This window comes from Rhizobium sp. BK060, assembly GCF_014193145.1.
Taxonomy (GTDB): domain Bacteria; phylum Pseudomonadota; class Alphaproteobacteria; order Rhizobiales; family Rhizobiaceae; genus Rhizobium.
This window is the reverse complement of sequence record NZ_JACHYW010000036.1, coordinates 38,216-56,500: the sequence shown is the minus strand read 5'-3', so window position 1 is coordinate 56,500 and position 18,285 is coordinate 38,216. Positions and strand designations below refer to the sequence as shown.

19 protein-coding genes and 3 pseudogenes are annotated in these 18,285 nt (G+C 58.9%); 14 read left to right on the top strand and 8 right to left on the bottom strand.

All coding sequences use genetic code 11. The features are described from left to right. The first annotated feature begins 372 nt into the window (after positions 1-372). Both FHT71_RS28070 and FHT71_RS31970 read left to right on the top strand, forming a co-directional pair. Positions 373-768: a hypothetical protein gene (locus tag FHT71_RS28070; RefSeq protein ID WP_132595307.1), complete on the top strand. Its 396-nt coding sequence runs from the start codon at positions 373-375 to the stop codon at positions 766-768. Between the two features lie 133 nt (positions 769-901). Beyond that, positions 902-1,233, top strand: a pseudogene (locus FHT71_RS31970) (hypothetical protein); the annotation flags it as partial. Between the two features lie 364 nt (positions 1,234-1,597). Here the strand turns inward: FHT71_RS31970 and FHT71_RS28065 are convergent. After that, a complete protein-coding gene (locus tag FHT71_RS28065) occupies positions 1,598-1,810 on the bottom strand; it encodes a hypothetical protein (RefSeq protein WP_165933232.1) in 213 nt (70 codons plus the stop codon). A gap of 120 nt (positions 1,811-1,930) precedes the next feature. On the opposite strand from FHT71_RS28065, the gene FHT71_RS28060 reads away from it, so the two are divergent. Beyond that, a complete protein-coding gene (locus tag FHT71_RS28060; protein WP_183722945.1) occupies positions 1,931-3,451 on the top strand; it encodes a type II toxin-antitoxin system VapC family toxin in 1,521 nt (506 codons plus the stop codon). Between the two features lie 512 nt (positions 3,452-3,963). Here FHT71_RS28060 and FHT71_RS28055 read toward each other — a convergent pair. Both FHT71_RS28055 and FHT71_RS28050 read right to left on the bottom strand, forming a co-directional pair. Next, on the bottom strand, positions 3,964-5,562 hold the full coding sequence (locus FHT71_RS28055; protein WP_183722944.1) for a DHA2 family efflux MFS transporter permease subunit: 1,599 nt from the start codon (positions 5,560-5,562) through the stop codon (positions 3,964-3,966). 38 nt (positions 5,563-5,600) lie between these two features. After that, the gene (locus FHT71_RS28050) at positions 5,601-6,794 is read right to left on the bottom strand and encodes an HlyD family secretion protein (RefSeq protein ID WP_132594248.1); all 1,194 of its coding nucleotides are present in this window, start codon (positions 6,792-6,794) and stop codon (positions 5,601-5,603) included. A gap of 122 nt (positions 6,795-6,916) precedes the next feature. Here FHT71_RS28050 and FHT71_RS28045 point away from each other — a divergent pair, with 122 nt between their 5' ends. Further along, positions 6,917-7,570 carry a TetR/AcrR family transcriptional regulator gene (locus tag FHT71_RS28045; RefSeq protein WP_183722942.1) on the top strand — a complete coding sequence of 218 codons (654 nt, stop codon included), beginning with the start codon at positions 6,917-6,919 and terminating at the stop codon, positions 7,568-7,570. 220 nt (positions 7,571-7,790) lie between these two features. Beyond that, entirely contained in the window at positions 7,791-8,441 is a 651-nt protein-coding gene (locus tag FHT71_RS28040) for a TetR/AcrR family transcriptional regulator (protein ID WP_132594244.1), read from the top strand. 46 nt (positions 8,442-8,487) lie between these two features. Here FHT71_RS28040 and FHT71_RS31965 read toward each other — a convergent pair. Then, positions 8,488-8,610 (bottom strand): annotated as a pseudogene (locus FHT71_RS31965) (LysR family transcriptional regulator); the annotation flags it as partial. A gap of 306 nt (positions 8,611-8,916) precedes the next feature. Here FHT71_RS31965 and FHT71_RS28030 point away from each other — a divergent pair. Both FHT71_RS28030 and FHT71_RS28025 read left to right on the top strand, forming a co-directional pair. Further along, positions 8,917-9,747 carry an alpha/beta hydrolase gene (locus FHT71_RS28030; protein ID WP_007792703.1) on the top strand — a complete coding sequence of 277 codons (831 nt, stop codon included), beginning with the start codon at positions 8,917-8,919 and terminating at the stop codon, positions 9,745-9,747. A gap of 135 nt (positions 9,748-9,882) precedes the next feature. Next, positions 9,883-10,821 (top strand): MBL fold metallo-hydrolase, encoded by a 939-nt coding sequence (locus FHT71_RS28025; protein WP_165933196.1) that lies wholly within the window; start codon positions 9,883-9,885, stop codon positions 10,819-10,821. Positions 10,822-10,833: 12 nt separating this feature from the next. Here the strand turns inward: FHT71_RS28025 and FHT71_RS28020 are convergent, their stop codons facing one another. Beyond that, a complete protein-coding gene (locus FHT71_RS28020; RefSeq protein WP_165933195.1) occupies positions 10,834-11,007 on the bottom strand; it encodes a hypothetical protein in 174 nt (57 codons plus the stop codon). Between the two features lie 211 nt (positions 11,008-11,218). On the opposite strand from FHT71_RS28020, the pseudogene FHT71_RS31960 reads away from it, so the two are divergent. Both FHT71_RS31960 and FHT71_RS28015 read left to right on the top strand, forming a co-directional pair. After that, positions 11,219-11,472 (top strand): annotated as a pseudogene (locus tag FHT71_RS31960) (DUF2188 domain-containing protein). A gap of 2 nt (positions 11,473-11,474) precedes the next feature. Beyond that, positions 11,475-11,801, top strand: coding sequence for a hypothetical protein (locus FHT71_RS28015; protein WP_132594242.1), 327 nt, complete (start codon positions 11,475-11,477; stop codon positions 11,799-11,801). A gap of 240 nt (positions 11,802-12,041) precedes the next feature. Here FHT71_RS28015 and FHT71_RS28010 read toward each other — a convergent pair whose 3' ends face one another. Both FHT71_RS28010 and ftsZ read right to left on the bottom strand, forming a co-directional pair. Next, on the bottom strand, positions 12,042-12,239 hold the full coding sequence (locus tag FHT71_RS28010) for a hypothetical protein (RefSeq protein ID WP_132594240.1): 198 nt from the start codon (positions 12,237-12,239) through the stop codon (positions 12,042-12,044). A 228-nt stretch (positions 12,240-12,467) separates the two neighbouring features. Further along, positions 12,468-13,496 (bottom strand): cell division protein FtsZ, encoded by a 1,029-nt coding sequence (ftsZ, locus tag FHT71_RS28005; protein ID WP_007792717.1) that lies wholly within the window; start codon positions 13,494-13,496, stop codon positions 12,468-12,470. A gap of 196 nt (positions 13,497-13,692) precedes the next feature. Between ftsZ and FHT71_RS28000 the strand changes: the two genes are divergently transcribed. Beyond that, the gene (locus FHT71_RS28000; protein ID WP_037117532.1) at positions 13,693-13,908 is read left to right on the top strand and encodes a hypothetical protein; all 216 of its coding nucleotides are present in this window, start codon (positions 13,693-13,695) and stop codon (positions 13,906-13,908) included. Positions 13,909-13,978: 70 nt separating this feature from the next. Continuing rightward, on the top strand, positions 13,979-14,986 hold the full coding sequence (locus FHT71_RS27995) for a 2-dehydropantoate 2-reductase (protein ID WP_132594238.1): 1,008 nt from the start codon (positions 13,979-13,981) through the stop codon (positions 14,984-14,986). An 89-nt stretch (positions 14,987-15,075) separates the two neighbouring features. Here the strand turns inward: FHT71_RS27995 and FHT71_RS27990 are convergent, their stop codons facing one another. Beyond that, positions 15,076-16,233 carry an aminotransferase class I/II-fold pyridoxal phosphate-dependent enzyme gene (locus FHT71_RS27990; RefSeq protein ID WP_183722940.1) on the bottom strand — a complete coding sequence of 386 codons (1,158 nt, stop codon included), beginning with the start codon at positions 16,231-16,233 and terminating at the stop codon, positions 15,076-15,078. Positions 16,234-16,443: 210 nt separating this feature from the next. On the opposite strand from FHT71_RS27990, the gene FHT71_RS27985 reads away from it, so the two are divergent. The 3 genes from FHT71_RS27985 (at position 16,444) to accB (ending at position 18,280) form a co-directional block, all read left to right on the top strand. Next, positions 16,444-17,202, top strand: a complete 759-nt coding sequence (locus FHT71_RS27985; RefSeq protein WP_007792729.1) for a DsbA family protein — start codon at positions 16,444-16,446, stop codon at positions 17,200-17,202. A 144-nt stretch (positions 17,203-17,346) separates the two neighbouring features. Continuing rightward, a complete protein-coding gene (gene aroQ / locus FHT71_RS27980; RefSeq protein ID WP_007792731.1) occupies positions 17,347-17,784 on the top strand; it encodes a type II 3-dehydroquinate dehydratase in 438 nt (145 codons plus the stop codon). A 22-nt stretch (positions 17,785-17,806) separates the two neighbouring features. Further along, positions 17,807-18,280: an acetyl-CoA carboxylase biotin carboxyl carrier protein gene (accB, locus tag FHT71_RS27975; RefSeq protein ID WP_007792734.1), complete on the top strand. Its 474-nt coding sequence runs from the start codon at positions 17,807-17,809 to the stop codon at positions 18,278-18,280. Positions 18,281-18,285: the final 5 nt, after the last annotated feature.

The following is an 18,285-nucleotide window of genomic DNA, read 5'->3' as shown; positions in this document are numbered from 1 at the left end:
GCCGGCATCGAGGCCGGCATCTCCTGCCTGAAGCGTGCCTATGGTCTGGCCCGCTGCACCTGGCGTGGGCTCGACCACTTCAAGACTTATGTCTGATCCTCGGTGGTCGCTTACAATCTCGCCCTCTTCGCCCGCCTCAGACCGAACTGACTCCCATGTCGCCAGCCAAAACCGGACCGGCGGAACGCCGGCAGTTGCCAATGCGCGCATTTCCACCAGAAATCCTGGCCGCCGCAATTAGCACCCATAAGCCACACCGCATGGCTTCAAAGCGGCCACCAAGCGGAACCCAAACGCGCTGCAAGCACTAGAAAACCAACCGTTTATGGACGGGCACTAGCTAGTACTAGTTTTTGGTGGAGTGACCTTGCCATGGGAAAGTTTCTATCAAGCATTGGTTCACTGGCGTTCTTACTATCAGGCATAAACGCATATGCCGTGGACCTTCCAGCAGGTGCCAAGAAGGTCACGATGGACGAGTTCAAAGCCTTTGCTGACGGCAAGCATGTAAGGGTCGAGATTTTCGATCTGGAGAAGCCCGTGACCGCCGATCTGGTATGGAGTTGGAAGAAGGGCACTATCACCGGTAAGGCCAACGTCGACGGGAAAATGATGGACGTGAAGACCAAGCTTACCTTCAAAGATGGCAAAGCTTGCTCGAACGGAAAGGGCGAGAAGCCAAGTTGCCACTCCATATATATCGACGGGAACAAGTTCTATGAAGTTCGCGATGACATGAAGGTTCATGCTGTCTCAACGGTCGGGTAATCTACCGTCTGAGATTAGGGGCACTCGCTGTCTATTGTAAGTGGGGCGACGACCCTTCGTGCCCCGGAAGCGGCTATTGCACCGCCTCGCCAACCCATAAGGTGATCGCCTGCTACTAGACGATAAGCCTCGGATCGGCAGTCTGCTACTGGCTGCTCGAAAAGGCCTCGGCAACGTCGGCACCGGCTTTAACGAAAACAGCGCGGCGTCGCTCCGCAGCATGCTGGATCGCATCGCGTCAGGAAGCGGCCGCCGGTAGATTACGATGGGCGGCGAAATAACATTGTTTGGGTCCAGCCCACCCTGATCGCCGAGGTCGAGCATCGAGCCTGGACGCATGATGGAAAGCTTCGGCACGCGCTGCAGCAATCAACTCTATTCGTGGTTGGCTCGCTGCATTGTCACGAACGACATCGAGGATGCCGAGCAGCGCTTCCTTTCCTGCCACAGCCAAAGCCAGTGTAATCCGCCCCGGCGCTAAAGCTGAGCGATGCCCTATGCTATCTACGGTATGTCCCTGTGCAAACGGGATAAGCCATTAATATTTTGGAATCATCGCAATCTCTTCGGCGACCATTGCCTTTTTCATCGGATAGCTTACGCCAACCTTGTGAAGAACGATGCTTCTCGGCGTCTCGGGAATTAGCGGTGACACCGAGTTCCTTCTCAAGGACTTCAGCTCTGCCGCCAAGGAAGCGCTCGATCCGTTCTGCTTCAGAATTGCGGGTGAGACCGGCCGTCTAGCGGTGTCGATAGGCGGCGGGAGCCCATGGAGGGAGCTTTCAACGATCGCCCTTCGCCAAAAGCCGAGTTCTCGCCGTAGTCGCGTCTATAGGCGATCGTCGTCCTCGAGCTGGCCGGGACTCAGGGCCCAGTCCTTGACCGACCGCTTCAGACCTTCCTCGAACCGAAGAACAAACCTGCCATTCGATGCACTGATCACGACCGGCGCCTTCATGGCCGCATCAAGGGCGGGTGCAGGATTAGCTTCGAACTCTTCCCGAGTGCAGAAGTCGCGGATCGGAAGCCGATATTTGCTCATGCAATAGAATCTCTGACGGGTTGCATCTTTGTTTTTGACGCCAGCCTCAATCTACTGTTTCTTTTCGCCCAGAGCAATTTGCAGATTTTCATTGTAGTCATTTTCTTTTCTGGACTCGTGATGTTGCCTAGCAACCGTGGCCGCGAACTTGGGGCCAGACCTTTGCTGCTCCTGGACACGAACATCCTGACCGCTCGCGCCAGGAAGCGGCCGCCGGTCGGCTTGAGAGAGTGGCTGGCCGAGGCGAGCGAGACAGTCGACTTCTGCATCTGCTTTCCGGTCATGGTCGAAATGAAGCGTGGCCTCCTGCTCTCGTCCGACGCCGCGCAGTCCAGACGCATCCGCGATATGATAGAAGAAGTGCTGCAGGCGGATTTCCTCTACATCGGCACCGAGGGCTCGGCCGACATTTATGCTGAGATGCTCTCCGTGAACGCGCTAAAGCACCTTTGGCATGTTCAGCCCCACACCAAGCATCGCAGGATAGGTCACGACCTTCTAATTGCAGCGATCTCGATCAGCTACGGCATCCCCCTCGTCACGTCGGACTGCGACTACGGCCTGATCGATCGGTATTTCAAACTTCCCGGTGTATTCGATCCTCTCGCGGGTATGGGCGGTCGATCCTTGTTCGGCCGTCTGTACGAGATGGTGGCGCATGAAACGAGGGATCCCGCGTTCGATCCCATTCGCGACATCATGAAGGACGTCGCGATTAGGTCGCTTCCGCTCGGCCCCGGCGACGAATTCTTTGGCCCTGTCACCGAACGGCGACTTCATTCCGTACAGTCGGCGTCCAAGCAGTTCGACGTTCACCCGAAGCGTCTTTACAAGCTCCTGGTCAATTCCGGCACCGTCGACCCGAGGGGCCCGAAGAACACCTTCGAACGGATCCTCGTCGATGCCGCGGCGATGGAGCAGTTCGCGAGCGATGCGAAGGCGACGATCGACGTCAAGGAAACGAAGGACCGTCTCGGCCTGACGCGTCTCTGGTTTGAGGAGCTTGTGAGCGGAGGCGAACTGGTTCCATACGGAGGTGCCGGTGACGACAGTGAGGTCTCCAAGCGGGTTGATCGCCGTTTCCAGATCAGTCAAGCCGATGAGCTACTCGGCAAGCTGCGCTCGGCGATTACCACCGAGGCGATAGACAACATGGCGGATATCAGCTCGGTGCGCCGCCAGGCGAACTGCACCCTGCGCGAAATCTTCGATCTGCTTTTGGGCGGCCACCTCGAACGCGTTGCAACTGTTGCTCCGGAGTCGACCTTTGTCGACATCCGTCTCGACCCGGAAGAGGTCAAGTCGAAGACGCGGTTGGAGGATCATCATGGCTGCTTCACTCTTCGGGAAATCGAGAAGCTTCTTCCGGCCGCCAGCCGGATTGTGAAAGCTCTCATCGTGGACGGTCACCTGACCTCGAAGAAGGTTCGCAATCCGGTGAAGCGGGCGCTTCAAACAGTGGTCGAGCCAAAAGCTTTGTCACAATTCACGTCAACATACGTATCAATTGGGAATATCGCGACGGCACTTGGAACAAGGACCTGGAGCCTTCAGAACCGGTTTGAAGCAGCAGGAGTCTGGCCCGCCTTCGAAGCGGCTGGAACATCATTTTATAAGGCGTCAGATCTCGATCGATTGTAGTTGTTGACGTGATTAGCACCGTTTGAGGCCGGGTTTTGATCCCGGCCTTTTCTTTTGGCCTGCGACTTGGCCGGTTTTTGCTTCCAGCCCGGCCAGTTTCGGTTCGGGATTTGGCTTTCGATGACCAAAAATCAATGGGTTACAGACACATTGGCCAGGAATTGGTCCGTTTTCTCACGACTGACTGTAGTTAGTAGCGCGCCACTAGGTTCGCCACTGCGCCATTCAAATGTCACTAAAGTGACCTTTTTGGCGGACGAGTAATTACCTTTCCGGGCACTTCGGTGCCCGGAAAATGCCTCAAGGAACAAAACAGGAATCAACCCGAATGAGTGCGGTGGAAGGGCATGGCTGACGCGGTAATTGCAAACTGGGATGGTCGCGACTACCAGGCCCGGTCCTTCTGGATACATGCCTCTGGTCTACGCGACCCGGAGAAGCCTCTGTGTTGGGAGTAAACTATACGGATGGATGGTGGGCGGGGTGCGATGCCCCGCCACCAGCGGCTGCCGTCAATGGGCTCCAGCTCCTCCACCAGAGGTCCGCTGGGTCAGCAGCAAGGCGACTGCGGCGATGGCCAGAACGACGCCGATCACAGCGAAGGTGTCGCTGAAGCCCATGATCAGAGCCTGGCGCTTCACGGTCCTGCCGAGGGTTACGATCGCCTGCCCCGTCGCCTTTGCATGGTCGGAGACGCCATGCGACTGGAAGTATGCAGTGAGCGTATCGATGCGCTGGCGGACCTCATCCCTGCCCATCGTGATAGACTGCCCGATGATGTTCGAATGGAACTGTTCTCGCTTTGTCAGCACCGTTCCAAGCGTAGCCGTTCCGACGGCGCCACCAAGGTTACGCAGCATGTTCGTCAAGCCGGACGCAGCCGCAGCATCCTGGGGTGCGATCCCGCCTGTGGTGATGGCGGTGATCGGAGTAAGCACGAGAGCCTGCCCAATTGCGCGGACAATGTTCGGGATCCAGAATTGATCGCCAGCATTGTCAGCCGAAAGCAGGATATTCATAAAGCAGCTAATGGCGAAGATGCTGATACCGAGGAAGCCGATATAGCGAGCGTCGAAACGCTTCATCATGATCGGAACCAGCGGGATCAGCAACAACTGCGGCAACCCGGTCCATGCCAGGACATTGCCGATCTCCTGCGCGTTGTAGCGCTGCACCTGGCCCAGATACTGCGGCAGAATGTAGACCGTACCAAACAAGGCGACGCCGACCAGCACGTTGACGGCAACGCCAATGCCGAAGTTGCGCTGCTTTAGCAGGCGGAGCTTCACGAGCGGCTTCTCGACCTTCAGCTCGATCCAGATGAATGCAGCGAGGAACACGAAGGCGATGATGCTCAGCTTCACGATGAACGGCGACGAGAACCAGTCGTCCTTGTTGCCTTCCTCGAGGACGGTCTGCAGAGCTGCGAGTCCGATCGACATCGTTACGATCCCAGCCCAGTCGCCCTCGCGGAGAAGGCCAAGGCGCATCGGCTGCTTCTCGAGCGTAGCCGCAAGAGCGATCGCCATGATGGCGCTCGGGATCGTGTTGATGAAGAAAATGGCCTGCCATCCGTAGTTCTCGGTCAGATAGCCGCCGATGGTTGGGCCGATCGCGGGCGCGAAGGTGACCGAAAGTGCGAAGATGGCGAGACCGATGGGTTGCTGAGGCTTCGGCAGCTTGGTGAGAACCATGGTGAAGGCCATCGGGATCAGGATGCCGCCTGCGAAACCCTGCAGACCGCGCATGGCGATCATCGAGTTCAGGTCATGCGTGAAGGCGCAAGCCATCGAGAATAGCGGAAACAGGATCGTGTTGACCAGGATGTATCTCCTAAACGAGAACACGCTGCTGAAATACGCCGTCAGCGGAATGACAATGATCTCGCCGATCAGGTAGGAGGTCGAGATCCAGGCGCCGTTGTCGACGCCTGTCCCGATGCCTCCCTCGATGTCGAGGAGCGAGGCGTTTGTGATCTGGATGTTCAAAATGGCCATGAAGGCGCCGATCATCCCTGCGAGGACGGCGATCCATTCCTTCGCTCCGGCCTTCTGCGAGGCAGCCGGAGCCGCCATCGCCGCTGATGTCGGCAACGTTGCTACGTTAGACATGACTTGATCCTCCTGGATCCGGGCGATCGCCTCTAGGGCTACTCGTTGCCGACCTTGGTATCGATTGTGGGGGTTACGGACATGCCGGGACGAAGGTCGCCGGAAGCAACACTCTCGGCATCGATCACGATGCGGACCGGAATGCGCTGGACCACCTTCGTGAAGTTGCCAGTGGCATTGTCGGGAGGCAGAAGTGCAAACTCCTGACCGCTGGCCGGAGCAAGGCTGTCGACGCGGCCGTGGTAGACGCGGTCTGGGAACATGTCGACTTCGATATCGACTTCCTGTCCGGGCCGCACGTCGGTCAACTGCGTCTCCTTGTAGTTGGCGACCACGTAGGCTGCTTTCGTCGGAACGACCGTCATGAGCTGGGTACCAGCCTGCACGTACTGTCCGACACGCAGTGTCCGGTTGCCGACGACGCCGTCGATCGGAGCGACGATCTTCGAATACGAGAGGTTCAGTTCAGCCTGTCGCTGAACAGCTATATCACGTGCGAGCGCTGCCTCAGCCTGCGCAACCTCGGCCTTGAGGATGTCGACTTGCTTCGTCGCGCCTTCCAGGGCGGCAATGTCCCGAGCCGTGGTCGCCCGGTTCGCGGCAATCTGTGAGGATGCCTGCTGTGCAGTCTGGACCGGTGCGTAGCCATTGGTGGCGAGGCGAGTATAACGCTTGTCGTTTTGCTCGGCGAATGTCTCGTTGGCGCGATCCACTTCGATGGAAGCATGGGCGGCCGCTATGACTGACTGCTGTGTCACCAGGGCGGCCTTCTTCGCCTCGATCGTGGCGCGGGCTGCATCGACGTCGGCCTTGGCTTGGTCGAGTGCGGTGGCATAGTCACGGTCGTCGATGACGGCCAGCACGTCCCCTGCCGTTACGACCTGGTTGTCACCGACGAGTACCTTGGCCAGGTACCCAGCGATCTTCGGGGCGATGGCACTGTTGTCTGCCTTGATGTAGGCGTCGTCAGTCGACACCTCGAAGCGGCCGACTGTCCAGTAGTTGTGGCCATAGTAGGCGGCGCCGGCGATTACGGCAAGCAACGAGACGCCCATCACGAGCTTCTTGATGCCACCGCCCTTCCGTTCCGTGGCTACCGGGGCCGCGGGTGCGGCGGCCACTGGAGCGGCGGGTGCCGGACGGTTACCAGCATCAGCGGTAGGTGCCTCCGGGGCAGCCGGGGCGGCCTTGCGGTCGGACTTTCCGGTCAGCGCGATAACATTCTCATCCATCGATATCACTCCTGCTTTCGGTTGCCGTCGCTTGGGCCGCAGCCGCATTGCATTAAGGAAACTTGTTATTTTCCAAAATATGCCTTATCTAGCGGATGTCAACGATAATTTGGAAAATTTTCATGTTCCAAAATAAGAGCGACCATCCGAGGCATAGGGGGCGACCCAGATCGAGGTCCGACAAGGAGACGCGTGACCACATCGTTAGCGTCGCCGACGAAGGTTTCCGTAGCAGCGGTTATGCGAATTCCGCGATGAGCACGATCGCCCACGTATCGGGCATTTCCACGAAGACGATCTATCGCTTGTTCCCTGGAAAGGCTGAGCTACTTGCAGAGGTCATCTCTAGGCAGATCCATCGCTTCCTCATGGAGATCGATCTTGCGACACTGCGTGATCTGGATCTTCGCGAGGGCCTGACGCGGCTGATGACGACCTACGGGATTCTGACTCTGTCCGAAGATGCAGTGCGGATGGCGAAACTCGTTGTTGCAGAGTCCGCCAGATTTCCAGAGGTGAGCGCCGCCTTCTATGACAGGGCCATCGTGCCGACGAACAAGATCATCGAATGCTGGCTAGGAGAACGCATGGAGACCGGCGAACTCTCGATTGACAGTCCGGTGGAAGCAAGCGGAATTCTTCGCGGTATGATGATCATGGAGCCCCAGAGAGCGTCACTCCTTCTGAAGCAGAGAGCAATGACGCCCGACGAGATCAGGCGCCGGGCGTCAGAGTGCGTCGATTGCTTTCTATGCGGACGGTCGAACGCTCAATGAAAAAAGTTAGCCCCCCGAAGACAACGGCATCTGACGCCTCCATCTCTAAACTTGGGTTCGATCCGGAGTTCCCTAGTATCGAGCTATCGAGAGCGGATCACGACTAGGCGTATGATCGAGCATCTGGGAGCGGTGCTTCGGCGACATAGCCTTTAGGAAACTTGAAGTTTTCCTAAATAAACGCTATGGTAATGGGGAAGCCAAAGATAGGAATTGGGGAATGCAGGAAGTAGTGCAGGCTGAGAAACGTTCGCGAGGACGTCCTAAGGAGAGATCCGACGAAGAGACCAAGGGCGTCATCATCGACGCTGCGAACGACCAATTCAAGAAGGCTGGCTACGCATCTGCGAGCATCAGTGCCATCGCGCAGACCGCGGGCGTATCGACGAAGACCCTCTATCGCCTGTTTCCGGCCAAGGCAGACCTCTTCTCCGACGTGATCTCAGCGAAAATCAGTCGATACTTCCTTGGCCTCAACGCCGAGAGCTTATCAGGGAACTCGCTCGTCGAGGGACTCGAGCGCCTCCTGATAGCGTACGGCAGATTGACGCTTTCTTCCGAAACCATCGTGATCACCCGGCTCGTCCTCAGCGAGTCAGACCGCTTCCCTGAACTTGCCGCCGTCTTCTACGAGCAGGCGATTCGCCGCACGAGCAAGACGATGGAGGAATGGCTGACCCGGCAGGTCGAACTGAAGCGCGTCGTCATCAAGGACGTTCCCACGGCGACGGGTATGCTCCGGGGCATGATGGCGATGGAACCGCAGCGCGCAATTATGCTCGGGCAGATCCCCGAAATCTCAGACGATGATATCGTGGCACGAGCTAGGGTCTGTGCGCGCATCTTCGTTGAAGGATGTGGTCACACATAAAAGTCAATTCCCTGCTCGTCACCGTGACACCCGTGGCTTGAGCAGGTTCCCGCTGCAGCGCCTGCACATCGTTGGAAAGCGGCGGCTGGGCAATATAGACCGTGGCCGCCGCCCGGCCAAAATGCGGTTCCTCTGCCACCGCGTCGAAATAGGAGAGCCATTCGTGCATCTTGACGTCGGCAGCATACGGGCTTGGCCCGCATGTCTCGGCAAGAATTCGTTCGAATATGGCGCTCACAAGTTCTTGCCTTTCCTGCGCCATCATTCTTCAAACCGGCATCTTCCATTCTGGATCATTTGCATCAAATTAGCGTTGGTTCGCGACGCCGCTAAAAGCCTCGTCATGTGCATGACGTAGCGTGGCAGCGGTGAGGAGCGGGCTCTGCCCGGGTGCCCGATGACATGGGCGCCGGAGGGAGGCTCACGTGTCTTTGCCGCCATCAAAGCAATCAATCCAGAAAGAGGGACCCTGATCATGCCATTCATCAAGACCACGGACGGAACCGAAATCTTCTACAAGGATTGGGGTCCGCTCGATGCCCAGCCCGTTGTTTTCCATCACGGCTGGCCGCTCAGCGCCGACGACTGGGATGCGCAGATGATGTTCTTTCTGGACAAAGGCTATCGTGTGATTGCCCATGACCGGCGCGGACATGGCCGTTCCAGCCAGACGTGGCAGGGCAACGAGATGGACACCTATGCGGCGGACCTCGCCGCGCTTACCGATGCGCTCGATCTGAAGAATGCGATCCACGTCGGCCACTCGACCGGCGGCGGCGAGGTCGCCCACTACGTCGCGCGCGCAAAGCCCGGCCGCGTCGCCAAGGCGGTGCTGATCGGCGCTGTGCCGCCGATCATGGTCAAGTCGGACAAGAACCCGGGCGGCCTGCCGCTCGAGGTTTTCGACGGCTTCCGCGCGGCGCTTGTCGCCAACCGCGCCCAGTTCTTCCTCGACATCCCGGCAGGTCCCTTCTACGGCTTCAATCGCCCGGGCGCTAAAGTCAGCCAGGGCGTCATCGAGAACTGGTGGCGGCAGGGGATGATGGGTGCCGCCAAGGCTCACTACGATTGCATCAAGGCGTTCTCCGAGACGGATTTCACCGAGGATCTGCAGCGGATCACGGTGCCGACGCTGGTCATGCACGGCGACGACGATCAGATCGTTCCCTATGCCGACTCGGCACCGCTTTCGGTAAAACTCCTGAAGCACGGCACGCTGAAGACCTATGCCGGCTTCCCGCATGGCATGTGCACCACGCATCCTGATGTCATCAACGCCGATCTGCTGGAATTCTTCCTGGACTGAGATGGAGGATCATTCGCCCGGCTCTATACGGACCGGCGATCGTATGACGGATGAATACCGTTCGAACATTCGCAGGCGGATCCCTTGGGGACCCGCCTGCCGCACACCAGCATCTGCTCATCAAAGGAGACGCTCGTGACCTCACGAGATACCATTCCGAGCGGGTTGTCCCGACGCGACCTGCTGAAGCTGACGGCTGCCGCAGTGGCGATGCTTGCCTCACGCAACGCGATTGCAGCCGACTTCCACCGCTTCCAGCACAGCACGTTCGACATTACCGTCGTCAGCGACGGCTTCCTGACACTTCCCGCGGAGATTCTGCTTCCCGATGCCATGCCCGAGGAGCGCCAGGCGATCATGCAGCGGCTGGGCGGTAGTTCGGCGGTCGCCCCCGTTCAGGCCAACATTCCGCTGATCCGCCATGGCAACGACCTGATCCTCATCGATACCGGATCCGGCAGCCATTTCCAGGCAAGCGCCGGCAAACTGGCGGCGAACCTGCAATCACTCGGCATCGCGCCGGAAGCGATCACCAAGGTCGTTTTCACCCACGCCCATCCGGATCACTCCGGCGCCACGACCACCGCCAATGGCAAGGTGCTCTATCCGAACGCGCAGTATTTCGTCAGCGAAGCAGAGTGGAGCTTCTGGACCGACAAGGACTACGAGACGCACATGCCATCCGCGCTTCATGACTTTGCACGCGGTGCGCAGCGTGACCTGTTTGCCGTCAAGGACAGGCTGACGCTGGTGCGGCCCGATCAGGAGATCATTCCAGGGATGCGGATCGTGCAAACCCGCGGGCATACACCGGGCCATGTCTCAATCGAACTGGCTGGAGACGGCGACCTTTTGATCACAGGCGACTCCTGCACCAACGACGTGATCTTCTTTGAGCATCCCGCGTGGCATTTCGGCTTCGATACCGAGCCGGAGATCGCGCTGAAGACCCGTCAAACGCTGTTGGATCGTGCCGCGACCGACAAGCTCAAGATGCTCGGCTATCACTGGAGCTACCCGGGCGTCGGCTATGCTGAACGAAAGGATGCGTCCTACCGGTTTGTCTCGGCGTAGGTTTCGAAGCGGTTACTGCGCGTCGGCGGCTTCTGCCGGCGCGGCCGCCGACTGCGGCAGTTCTTCCGCAATCTCTTCGGCAACGGCTGCGAGATCGAGGTTCCCCCAGATCGACGCTGACTGGCGACGCTCCGTGCGACGGGATGATTTGACTTCGACGATGAACGGCTTCGACTGAGCGCGCATGGGGTTCCTATTGAAAGGCGTTGAACGAATCCATCAACGCCTCAAGCCTACGAAGCGTTCCGCGCTCGCGCAAGATCGCACCTCCCGCTGAATCCAGCCCCACACAGGCCAGGCACCGAGGAAACAAGCATGGGGCGAGCTCCGTTGCAGTTATTCAATCTGCGTGGAGCCCCATGCAAATTCCTGCGAAAAGTTCTTGAAGGAAAGATCGATGTCGATTACCTACCACGTCGCCGAACATGATGGCGCCTGGGCTTACGGCCTGGACGATGTCTGGTCGGAAACTTTCCCAACTCACGAGAAGCACTGGCAGCGGCCAAACACGCCGCAGAGCGACAACAGCTCGGTGGCCAGGATGCGGACATTACATATCAGCGTGCAAACGGCAGCTGGACAACGGAACGGTCGAACGGAGGCGACCGCCCCGAAGCCGATGTCGTCGATGACGCCAAGGAAAAAGACTAGGAATGACCATTAAAGAACGTTTTCTGAAGCAGCAGCATGCCTGGATGCTCAGCGCCTGCTATTCCCGCAAACATCCTGACTTCCATCGCTTTGGCGGCGTCGATGTTTCGATCTCCCCCCGCTGGAAAGACAGCGTTGAAACCTTCGTCAATGATATGATCGACACCCTGCCGCGCAGCCTCTCCGAACGCCGGATGGCGCTGAGAAACCCGCGCCGCCCGTTCGAGCCCGGCAATGTGGAATGGGTGTTCGCAAGCAAGCACTACGGCCTTCGCGCTCCTGATGGCACGCGGCCCGACATGGCGGACGCTCGTTTCCGCCGAGCGTAAGACGCTTCTGTACAGATCACATCCTTCGCCGGCGGAAGCTCCCCCAGAGGCTTCTTTTGCCGGCGAATTATTTTAGGGGCCTCAGATGCCAAATCCGGTGCCCCCTTGGCCTGCCCTCGCCCAGATCAATGTCACCAGCCAGTGATACCATGCAGGCAGCTTACCCTGCCCGTCCGTTGAATGTCGCAGTCCCGTCAGCGCGGTTGGCCACGCTGATATGCTACGCCACAGGCCCGATCGTTACCGGTGCTGCGCGTTTTTCGTCACCACAATCACAACAATTCCGACGATCGCGGCAAGAGCGCCCCAATAGACCCAAGGCGTCTGGTTGATCATGAAACTTTCTTCGGGATAGGGAAAATAGCCGCTGCCCTGCCCCATCCAGACCACTCCGATCAGGATGAGCAGACCGGCAGCAAAATAGCCAAACTTCACCATTCGATGTCCTCCATCACCAGCTGCGCGATGCCCGTTTCGCCTGCGCTCTGGTTCTGCAGGCGTCGGTGCTACGGAGGCGACCTTACGCCTTCGGGAAATCGGCCGCGAGGCTCGTTCGCGCCATTCCTCGATCTGCGCCAGCCGCTGGCGCAACGGCAACACCACACCGAAACGACATCAATCTGGAAAGCCCGCGCGCCCGATCGGACACGCAGGCGATAGGACGGTTTACTGCAGCGTACGCGTCTGCATGTCCTGGCCGAGTGCCACGCCCTGATGGGCCTGCGTTCCAACTGCCACCCCGTCGAGGCCTGTCGCCACGACCGAGACGCGGAACTTGCCGTCGAGGTTGCGGTCGAAGATCGCGCCAACGACGATATCGGCCTCATCCTGAACCTCGTCGCGGATGCGGCTTGCCGCTTCGTCCACTTCGAAGAGTGTCATGTCGGTGCCGCCGGAGATCGAGATCAGAACACCCCTGGCGCCCTTCATCGAAATATCGTCGAGCAGCGGATTGGCGATCGCAGCCTCGGCTGCCTTCATCGCACGCCCCTCGCCCGAAGCCTCGCCGGTACCCATCATCGCCCGACCCATGCCGCGCATCACGGATTTCACGTCCGCGAAGTCGAGATTGATCAGGCCTTCCTTGACGATCAGGTCGGTGATGCAGCCGACACCGGCATAAAGCACGCGGTCGGCGGTCATGAAGGCGTCCGCGAACGTGGTCTTCGCATCGGCGATGCGGAAAAGATTCTGGTTCGGGATGACGATCACCGTATCGGCCGCCTCGCGGAGCGCCTCGATACCGACATCGGCTGTCTTCATGCGGCGGTTGCCTTCAAAGGTGAAGGGCTTAGTAACCACTCCGACCGTGAGGATGCCGGCGTTGCGGGCGGCTTGGGCAATAACAGGTGCAGCCCCCGTTCCGGTGCCGCCCCCCATGCCTGCGGTGACGAAGCACATATGCGAGCCAGCCAGATGATCCATGATCTCATCGATCGATTCTTCGGCGGCTGCGCGACCGACTTCCGGCAGCGAACCGGCCCCCAGCCCTTCGGTTATATGCGCGCCAAGCTGTATGCGGCGGGATGCCTTTGATGTCGCCAGCACCTGCGCATCCGTATTGGCCGCGATGAAATCGACGCCTTCGAGATTTTCCGCTATCATGTTATTGATCGCATTGCCGCCGCCGCCGCCGACGCCAATTACTGTAATTCTCGGTCGCATTTCGGAAATCCCGTTCTTGGCGTTCGTCATCGCAATCTCCTTCGTGCGTTTTTGTCATGGCTCCGCCTCTTGTCGGGAACCGAATCGAGCATCAGCCTAGCCGCGCAACAAGGCAGAGCCGGGGCGAAAGAACAAGATGACACCGTCTGAAACTTTATCCGGAACCTTTTTTGCCCTCGCGCTTTATTTTGAATCGTCCCCTGCCAGAGAGAGGAGTACCGTGCAGATGCCTACGCCCGCCACCCGCCAGTCAGTTACGCCTCCAAACGAGCATATTCTTACCGCCCAAGAGGCCCTGGAACCGCTGTTCCTCAAGATCGAAGAGGAGGCCGAGGTCCGGATGATCGGCGCCGCCATTCGCGCGGGCTGGTCTGCGGAAGATGCGGTGGCAGCCATCGACGAGCTTCGCCGCAACGAACTTCTTCCCGGCAGCGGTCACTAAAAAATCATTCGCCTTGAGGAAGGGATGACCTAAGTTCTGCGCGACCCACCAATCGCGGAAAGATCATCGCATGTCCCTCAAGAATATCTGCATCTTCGGCGCCGGTGCACTCGGCGGCGCGATCGCCGCCAAGCTTGCCTTATCTCTCGGCGCAGAGGCAACGGTTTCGGTCGTTGCCCGCCGCGCTCATCTCGCGGCCATCCGAAGCGATGGGTTGCGCCTCATTGAGGCCGGTGTAGAAGCACCCGTCACCGTCAATCTGACAGCTACCGACGATCCGAGGGAACTGCCGCCGCAGGATCTCGTCATCACCGGGCTGAAGGGCCATCAGCTCAGCGCCGCCGCAGAGGGAATCGACCATCTGCTGAAAGATAGCGCACGCGTCATGATGATCCTCAACGGCATTCCGTGGTGGTATTTTCATCGCGACCAGGACAGCGGGCATGCGGAACGGCAGTTCGACGAGCTCGATGAGGATGGCAAGCTTTGGCGCCTTGTCGGTCCGCAGCGCGTGGTCGGCTGCGTCGCCCACCAGGGCGCCGAAGTCAGCAAGCCCGGCGAGATCAGGCTTAGCAACAAAGGCCACTTTATTCTCGGCGAGCCCTCCGGCGAGATCACTGCAGATTTGCGCGACATCGAAGTGCTCCTGCAGCGCGCCGATATCGGTGTGAGACTCTCGAGCCGCATCCGCGACGATATCTGGAGCAAGCTGATGGGCAACGCCTCCTTCAACCCGATCAGCGCGCTGACGCGATCATTGATGTCCGATCTGATGGCGGATGCCGCGATCACCGACCAGATCGGCAAGGTTATGAAGGAGGTAAAGGCTGTTGGAGAGGCACTTGGCGCGAATGTCGGGATGTCCGTCGAGCAGCGATTGGAACAGGCCCGGCAAATCGGGCCGGTTCGCACCTCCATGCTGCAAGACCTCCTGGCGGGGAAGTCGCTGGAGATTACCCCGCTGGTGGGAATGGTCGTTTCACTGGGCCGCCTGACCGCAACGCCGACACCGGTTTCCGAAACGATCCTGGCGCTGGTGTCGCAGCTTGACCGGGAGAATTGCCGACCGGTGAAGTGAGTGCGCGAACGGTCGAGCGGCTTGCTGCCTTCTAGTGAGCCGCTCAGAAATTGATTTAGGGAGCCTCCACAACTACCTAGGATATAGAATTATTGCAACCACGCTGCAATGCGCTCGACTGCTTCAACGATCTCTGCCTCGGAGCCGGCGTAGGACATGCGCATCGACCTATTGCCTTCCAGCGGATCAAAATCCAGACCCGGCGTCGCGGCGACGTTGATCTCTGCCAGCATCCGTTTGGCGAACGCCATGCTGTCATTGGTGAAGCGCGATACGTCGACATAGGCATAAAAGGCACCATCCATCGGCGAGGCAATGGACAGGCCGATTTCCGGCAGGCGCTTCAGCAGAAACTCGCGGTTGGCGGCGTAGCTTGCCTTGTAGACATCGAGTTCCGCGGTCGCGCTGAGCGCTGCCGTCGCGGCGATCTGCGAGAGTTCGGGCGGCGAGATGTAGAGGCTTTGCGCGACACGCTCGATGGGGCGCACCAGCCGCTCGGGCAGCACCATCCAGCCGATGCGCCAGCCGGTCATGCAATAATATTTGGAGAAGGAGTTGATGACGATCGCCTCGTCGGTCAATTCCAGCGTGCTGGTCTCTTCGCCGGCAAAAGTCAGCCCGTGATAGATTTCGTCTGAAATGAACGCGATCGAATTCGCCGCGCAATAGTCGGCCAACGCCTTCAGTCCCTGGCGAGCGGTCACCGTGCCAGTGGGGTTGGCGGGGCTCGCCAGCAGCACGCCCTTCAGTCTGACGTTGTTTGCAGTTTGGGCAGCCTCCAGGCTCTCGGGTGTTAACGTGAAATGCGTGTCGGCAGTCACCGGTACCTCGATCACCCTAAGCCCAAGAGCCCCGAGAATGTTGCGGTAGGCAGGATAGCCCGGCCGGGCGATGGCGACCGCGTCTCCGGCATCAAACAGCGAGAGAAAGGCAAGGTTGAAGCCGGCGGAAGAACCGGTGGTTATCGCGATGCGCGCCGGATCGATTTCCAGCCCGTGACGGTTGCGATAGTGCCCGGCCAGCGCATGTTTCAGCCTCGCCGTGCCGAGCGCGTCCGTATAGCCGATCCTGCCCTCGACGAGCGCTGCCTGCGCGGCCTCCAGAGCAGCGCGTGGCGCCGGATGGGAGGGCTGTCCGACAGCCATGGATATGACCGGGTGACCGCTCGCTCGCCGCTTTGTCGCTTCGGCCAGAACATCCATGGCATGGAAGGGCTCGACTTCACTGCGTTGGGAAATGGAAAACAAGATCGCTTCTCTCTAACTTTGCTTGCGGCCAGACAATTGCCGCAATAATCGGATCATCACAATCCCGCGATTGAACAGCGGATGCGAAAATTCTTGTTTGAAGACGACCGGACGCACCATAATTTGACGGCATCTGATTTCCGCCGTTAACCGGGCAGTGTTATCCGGCGCCTAGAACGATGCATACGAACTGCTGATAACGAGGATATAATGGCCATACTTCCGAAAATCTTCACCGCACTGGCGCTGACTGCCTCGGTGGCAACGGCCTACCCGGCATCGGCGCTCGATGAAGCGCAGAAGAAGGAGTTCGGCGAGTTCATCAAGCAGTATCTGATCGAAAATCCGGAGATCATGCTGGATGTTCAGGATGCCCTGCAGAAGAAGCAGGAGCAGGCGCGCCTCGTCAAAGCCAATGCGGTGATTGCTGACAACAAGTCAACGATCTTCGATTCGAAGTATGACATGACGATCGGCAACCCGAAGGGCGACATCACGATCGTCGAGTTCTTCGATTACAATTGCGGCTATTGCCGACACGCACTTTCCGACATGCAGACGATGCTCGAAAAGGACAAGAATGTCCGCTTCGTGCTCAAGGAATTCCCGATCCTCGGCCCGGAATCGGTCGCCGCCCACAAGGTGTCCGATGCGTTCCGCAAGCTGGCGCCGGAAAAGTATAGCGAGTTCCATATCGCGCTTCTCAGCAGTGATGGCCGCGCCGACGAAGCGAGCGCAATTGAAGTCGCCGGGTCGCTTGGCGTCAGCGAAAAGCAAATCCGTGACGAGATGGCCAAGAGCTCCAGCGATGCCTCCGTGAAGGAGACCTATCAACTTGCCCAGAGCCTCGGCATCACCGGTACACCGTCCTACGTGATCGGCAACGAACTGGTTCAGGGCGCAGTCGGTTTCGATGATCTCGAAACCAAGGTCAAGAACATGCGCGCCTGCGGTAAGACGAGTTGTTGAGACGACGCCCATCAAATCGCCAAAATCGAAGCGTTTCAGCCATGTGGACAAATGTGGCGCGATTCGGGCTGCGTTTCCCAAAGGGCTTTCATTAGGTTCGTTGGGAGTCTATAGGTTGCCGTCTCGCACTTGATGGAACACTCGATGACGCAAACGATATTCGTCCTGAACGGGCCCAACTTGAACATGCTCGGCAAAAGAGAGCCGGGCATCTATGGGGGCAAGACGCTTCAGGATATCGAGGCGGATTGCAAGGCGGCTGGGCGTGAGCTCGGTTTCGATATCGATTTTCGCCAGAGCAATCACGAAGGTATGCTCGTCGACTGGTTTCACGAAGCAAACGACAAGGCCGTTGGCGTGGCGATCAACGCCGGAGCCTACACGCATACGTCGGTCGCGCTCCACGACGCAATTCGCGCTATTTCCATTCCGGTGATAGAGCTTCATATCTCCAACGTCCACGCGCGAGAAGAATTCCGCCACAAGTCGATGATTGCGCCTGCGGTTAAGGGCGTCATCTGCGGCTTCGGGCCTCATAGTTATATTCTAGCGCTGCATGCGCTGAAGAATCTCACGGCATAAGAAGAACACAGGGCAAACACTCATGGCTGAGAAGAAAAACGGTATCGACCAGGCACTGATCCGCGACCTCGCGAACATCCTCAACGATACGGATCTGACGGAAATCGAAGTCGAGCAGGACGATCTGCGAATTCGCGTTTCGCGCGCCGGCAACACCCAGTACGTCCAGGCTCCGATCGGCGCGCCTGCATTTGCCGCCGCAGCGCCGGTCGCTGCAGCTCCAGCCGCCGCCGCGGCGCCTGCGGCTCCCGCGCGCAACCCTGCCAACACCGTTAGCGCTCCGATGGTCGGCACGGCCTACATGGCTCCGGCTCCGGGCGCGCGTCCCTTCATCGAGCTCGGCGCCACCGTCAAGGAAGGTCAGACGCTGATCATCATCGAAGCGATGAAGACCATGAACCAGATCCCTTCGCCGAAGTCCGGCAAGGTCACCGAAATCCTCGTCGAGGACGGAAGCCCCGTCGAATACGGCCAAGCCCTCGTCGTCATCGAATAAGGCGA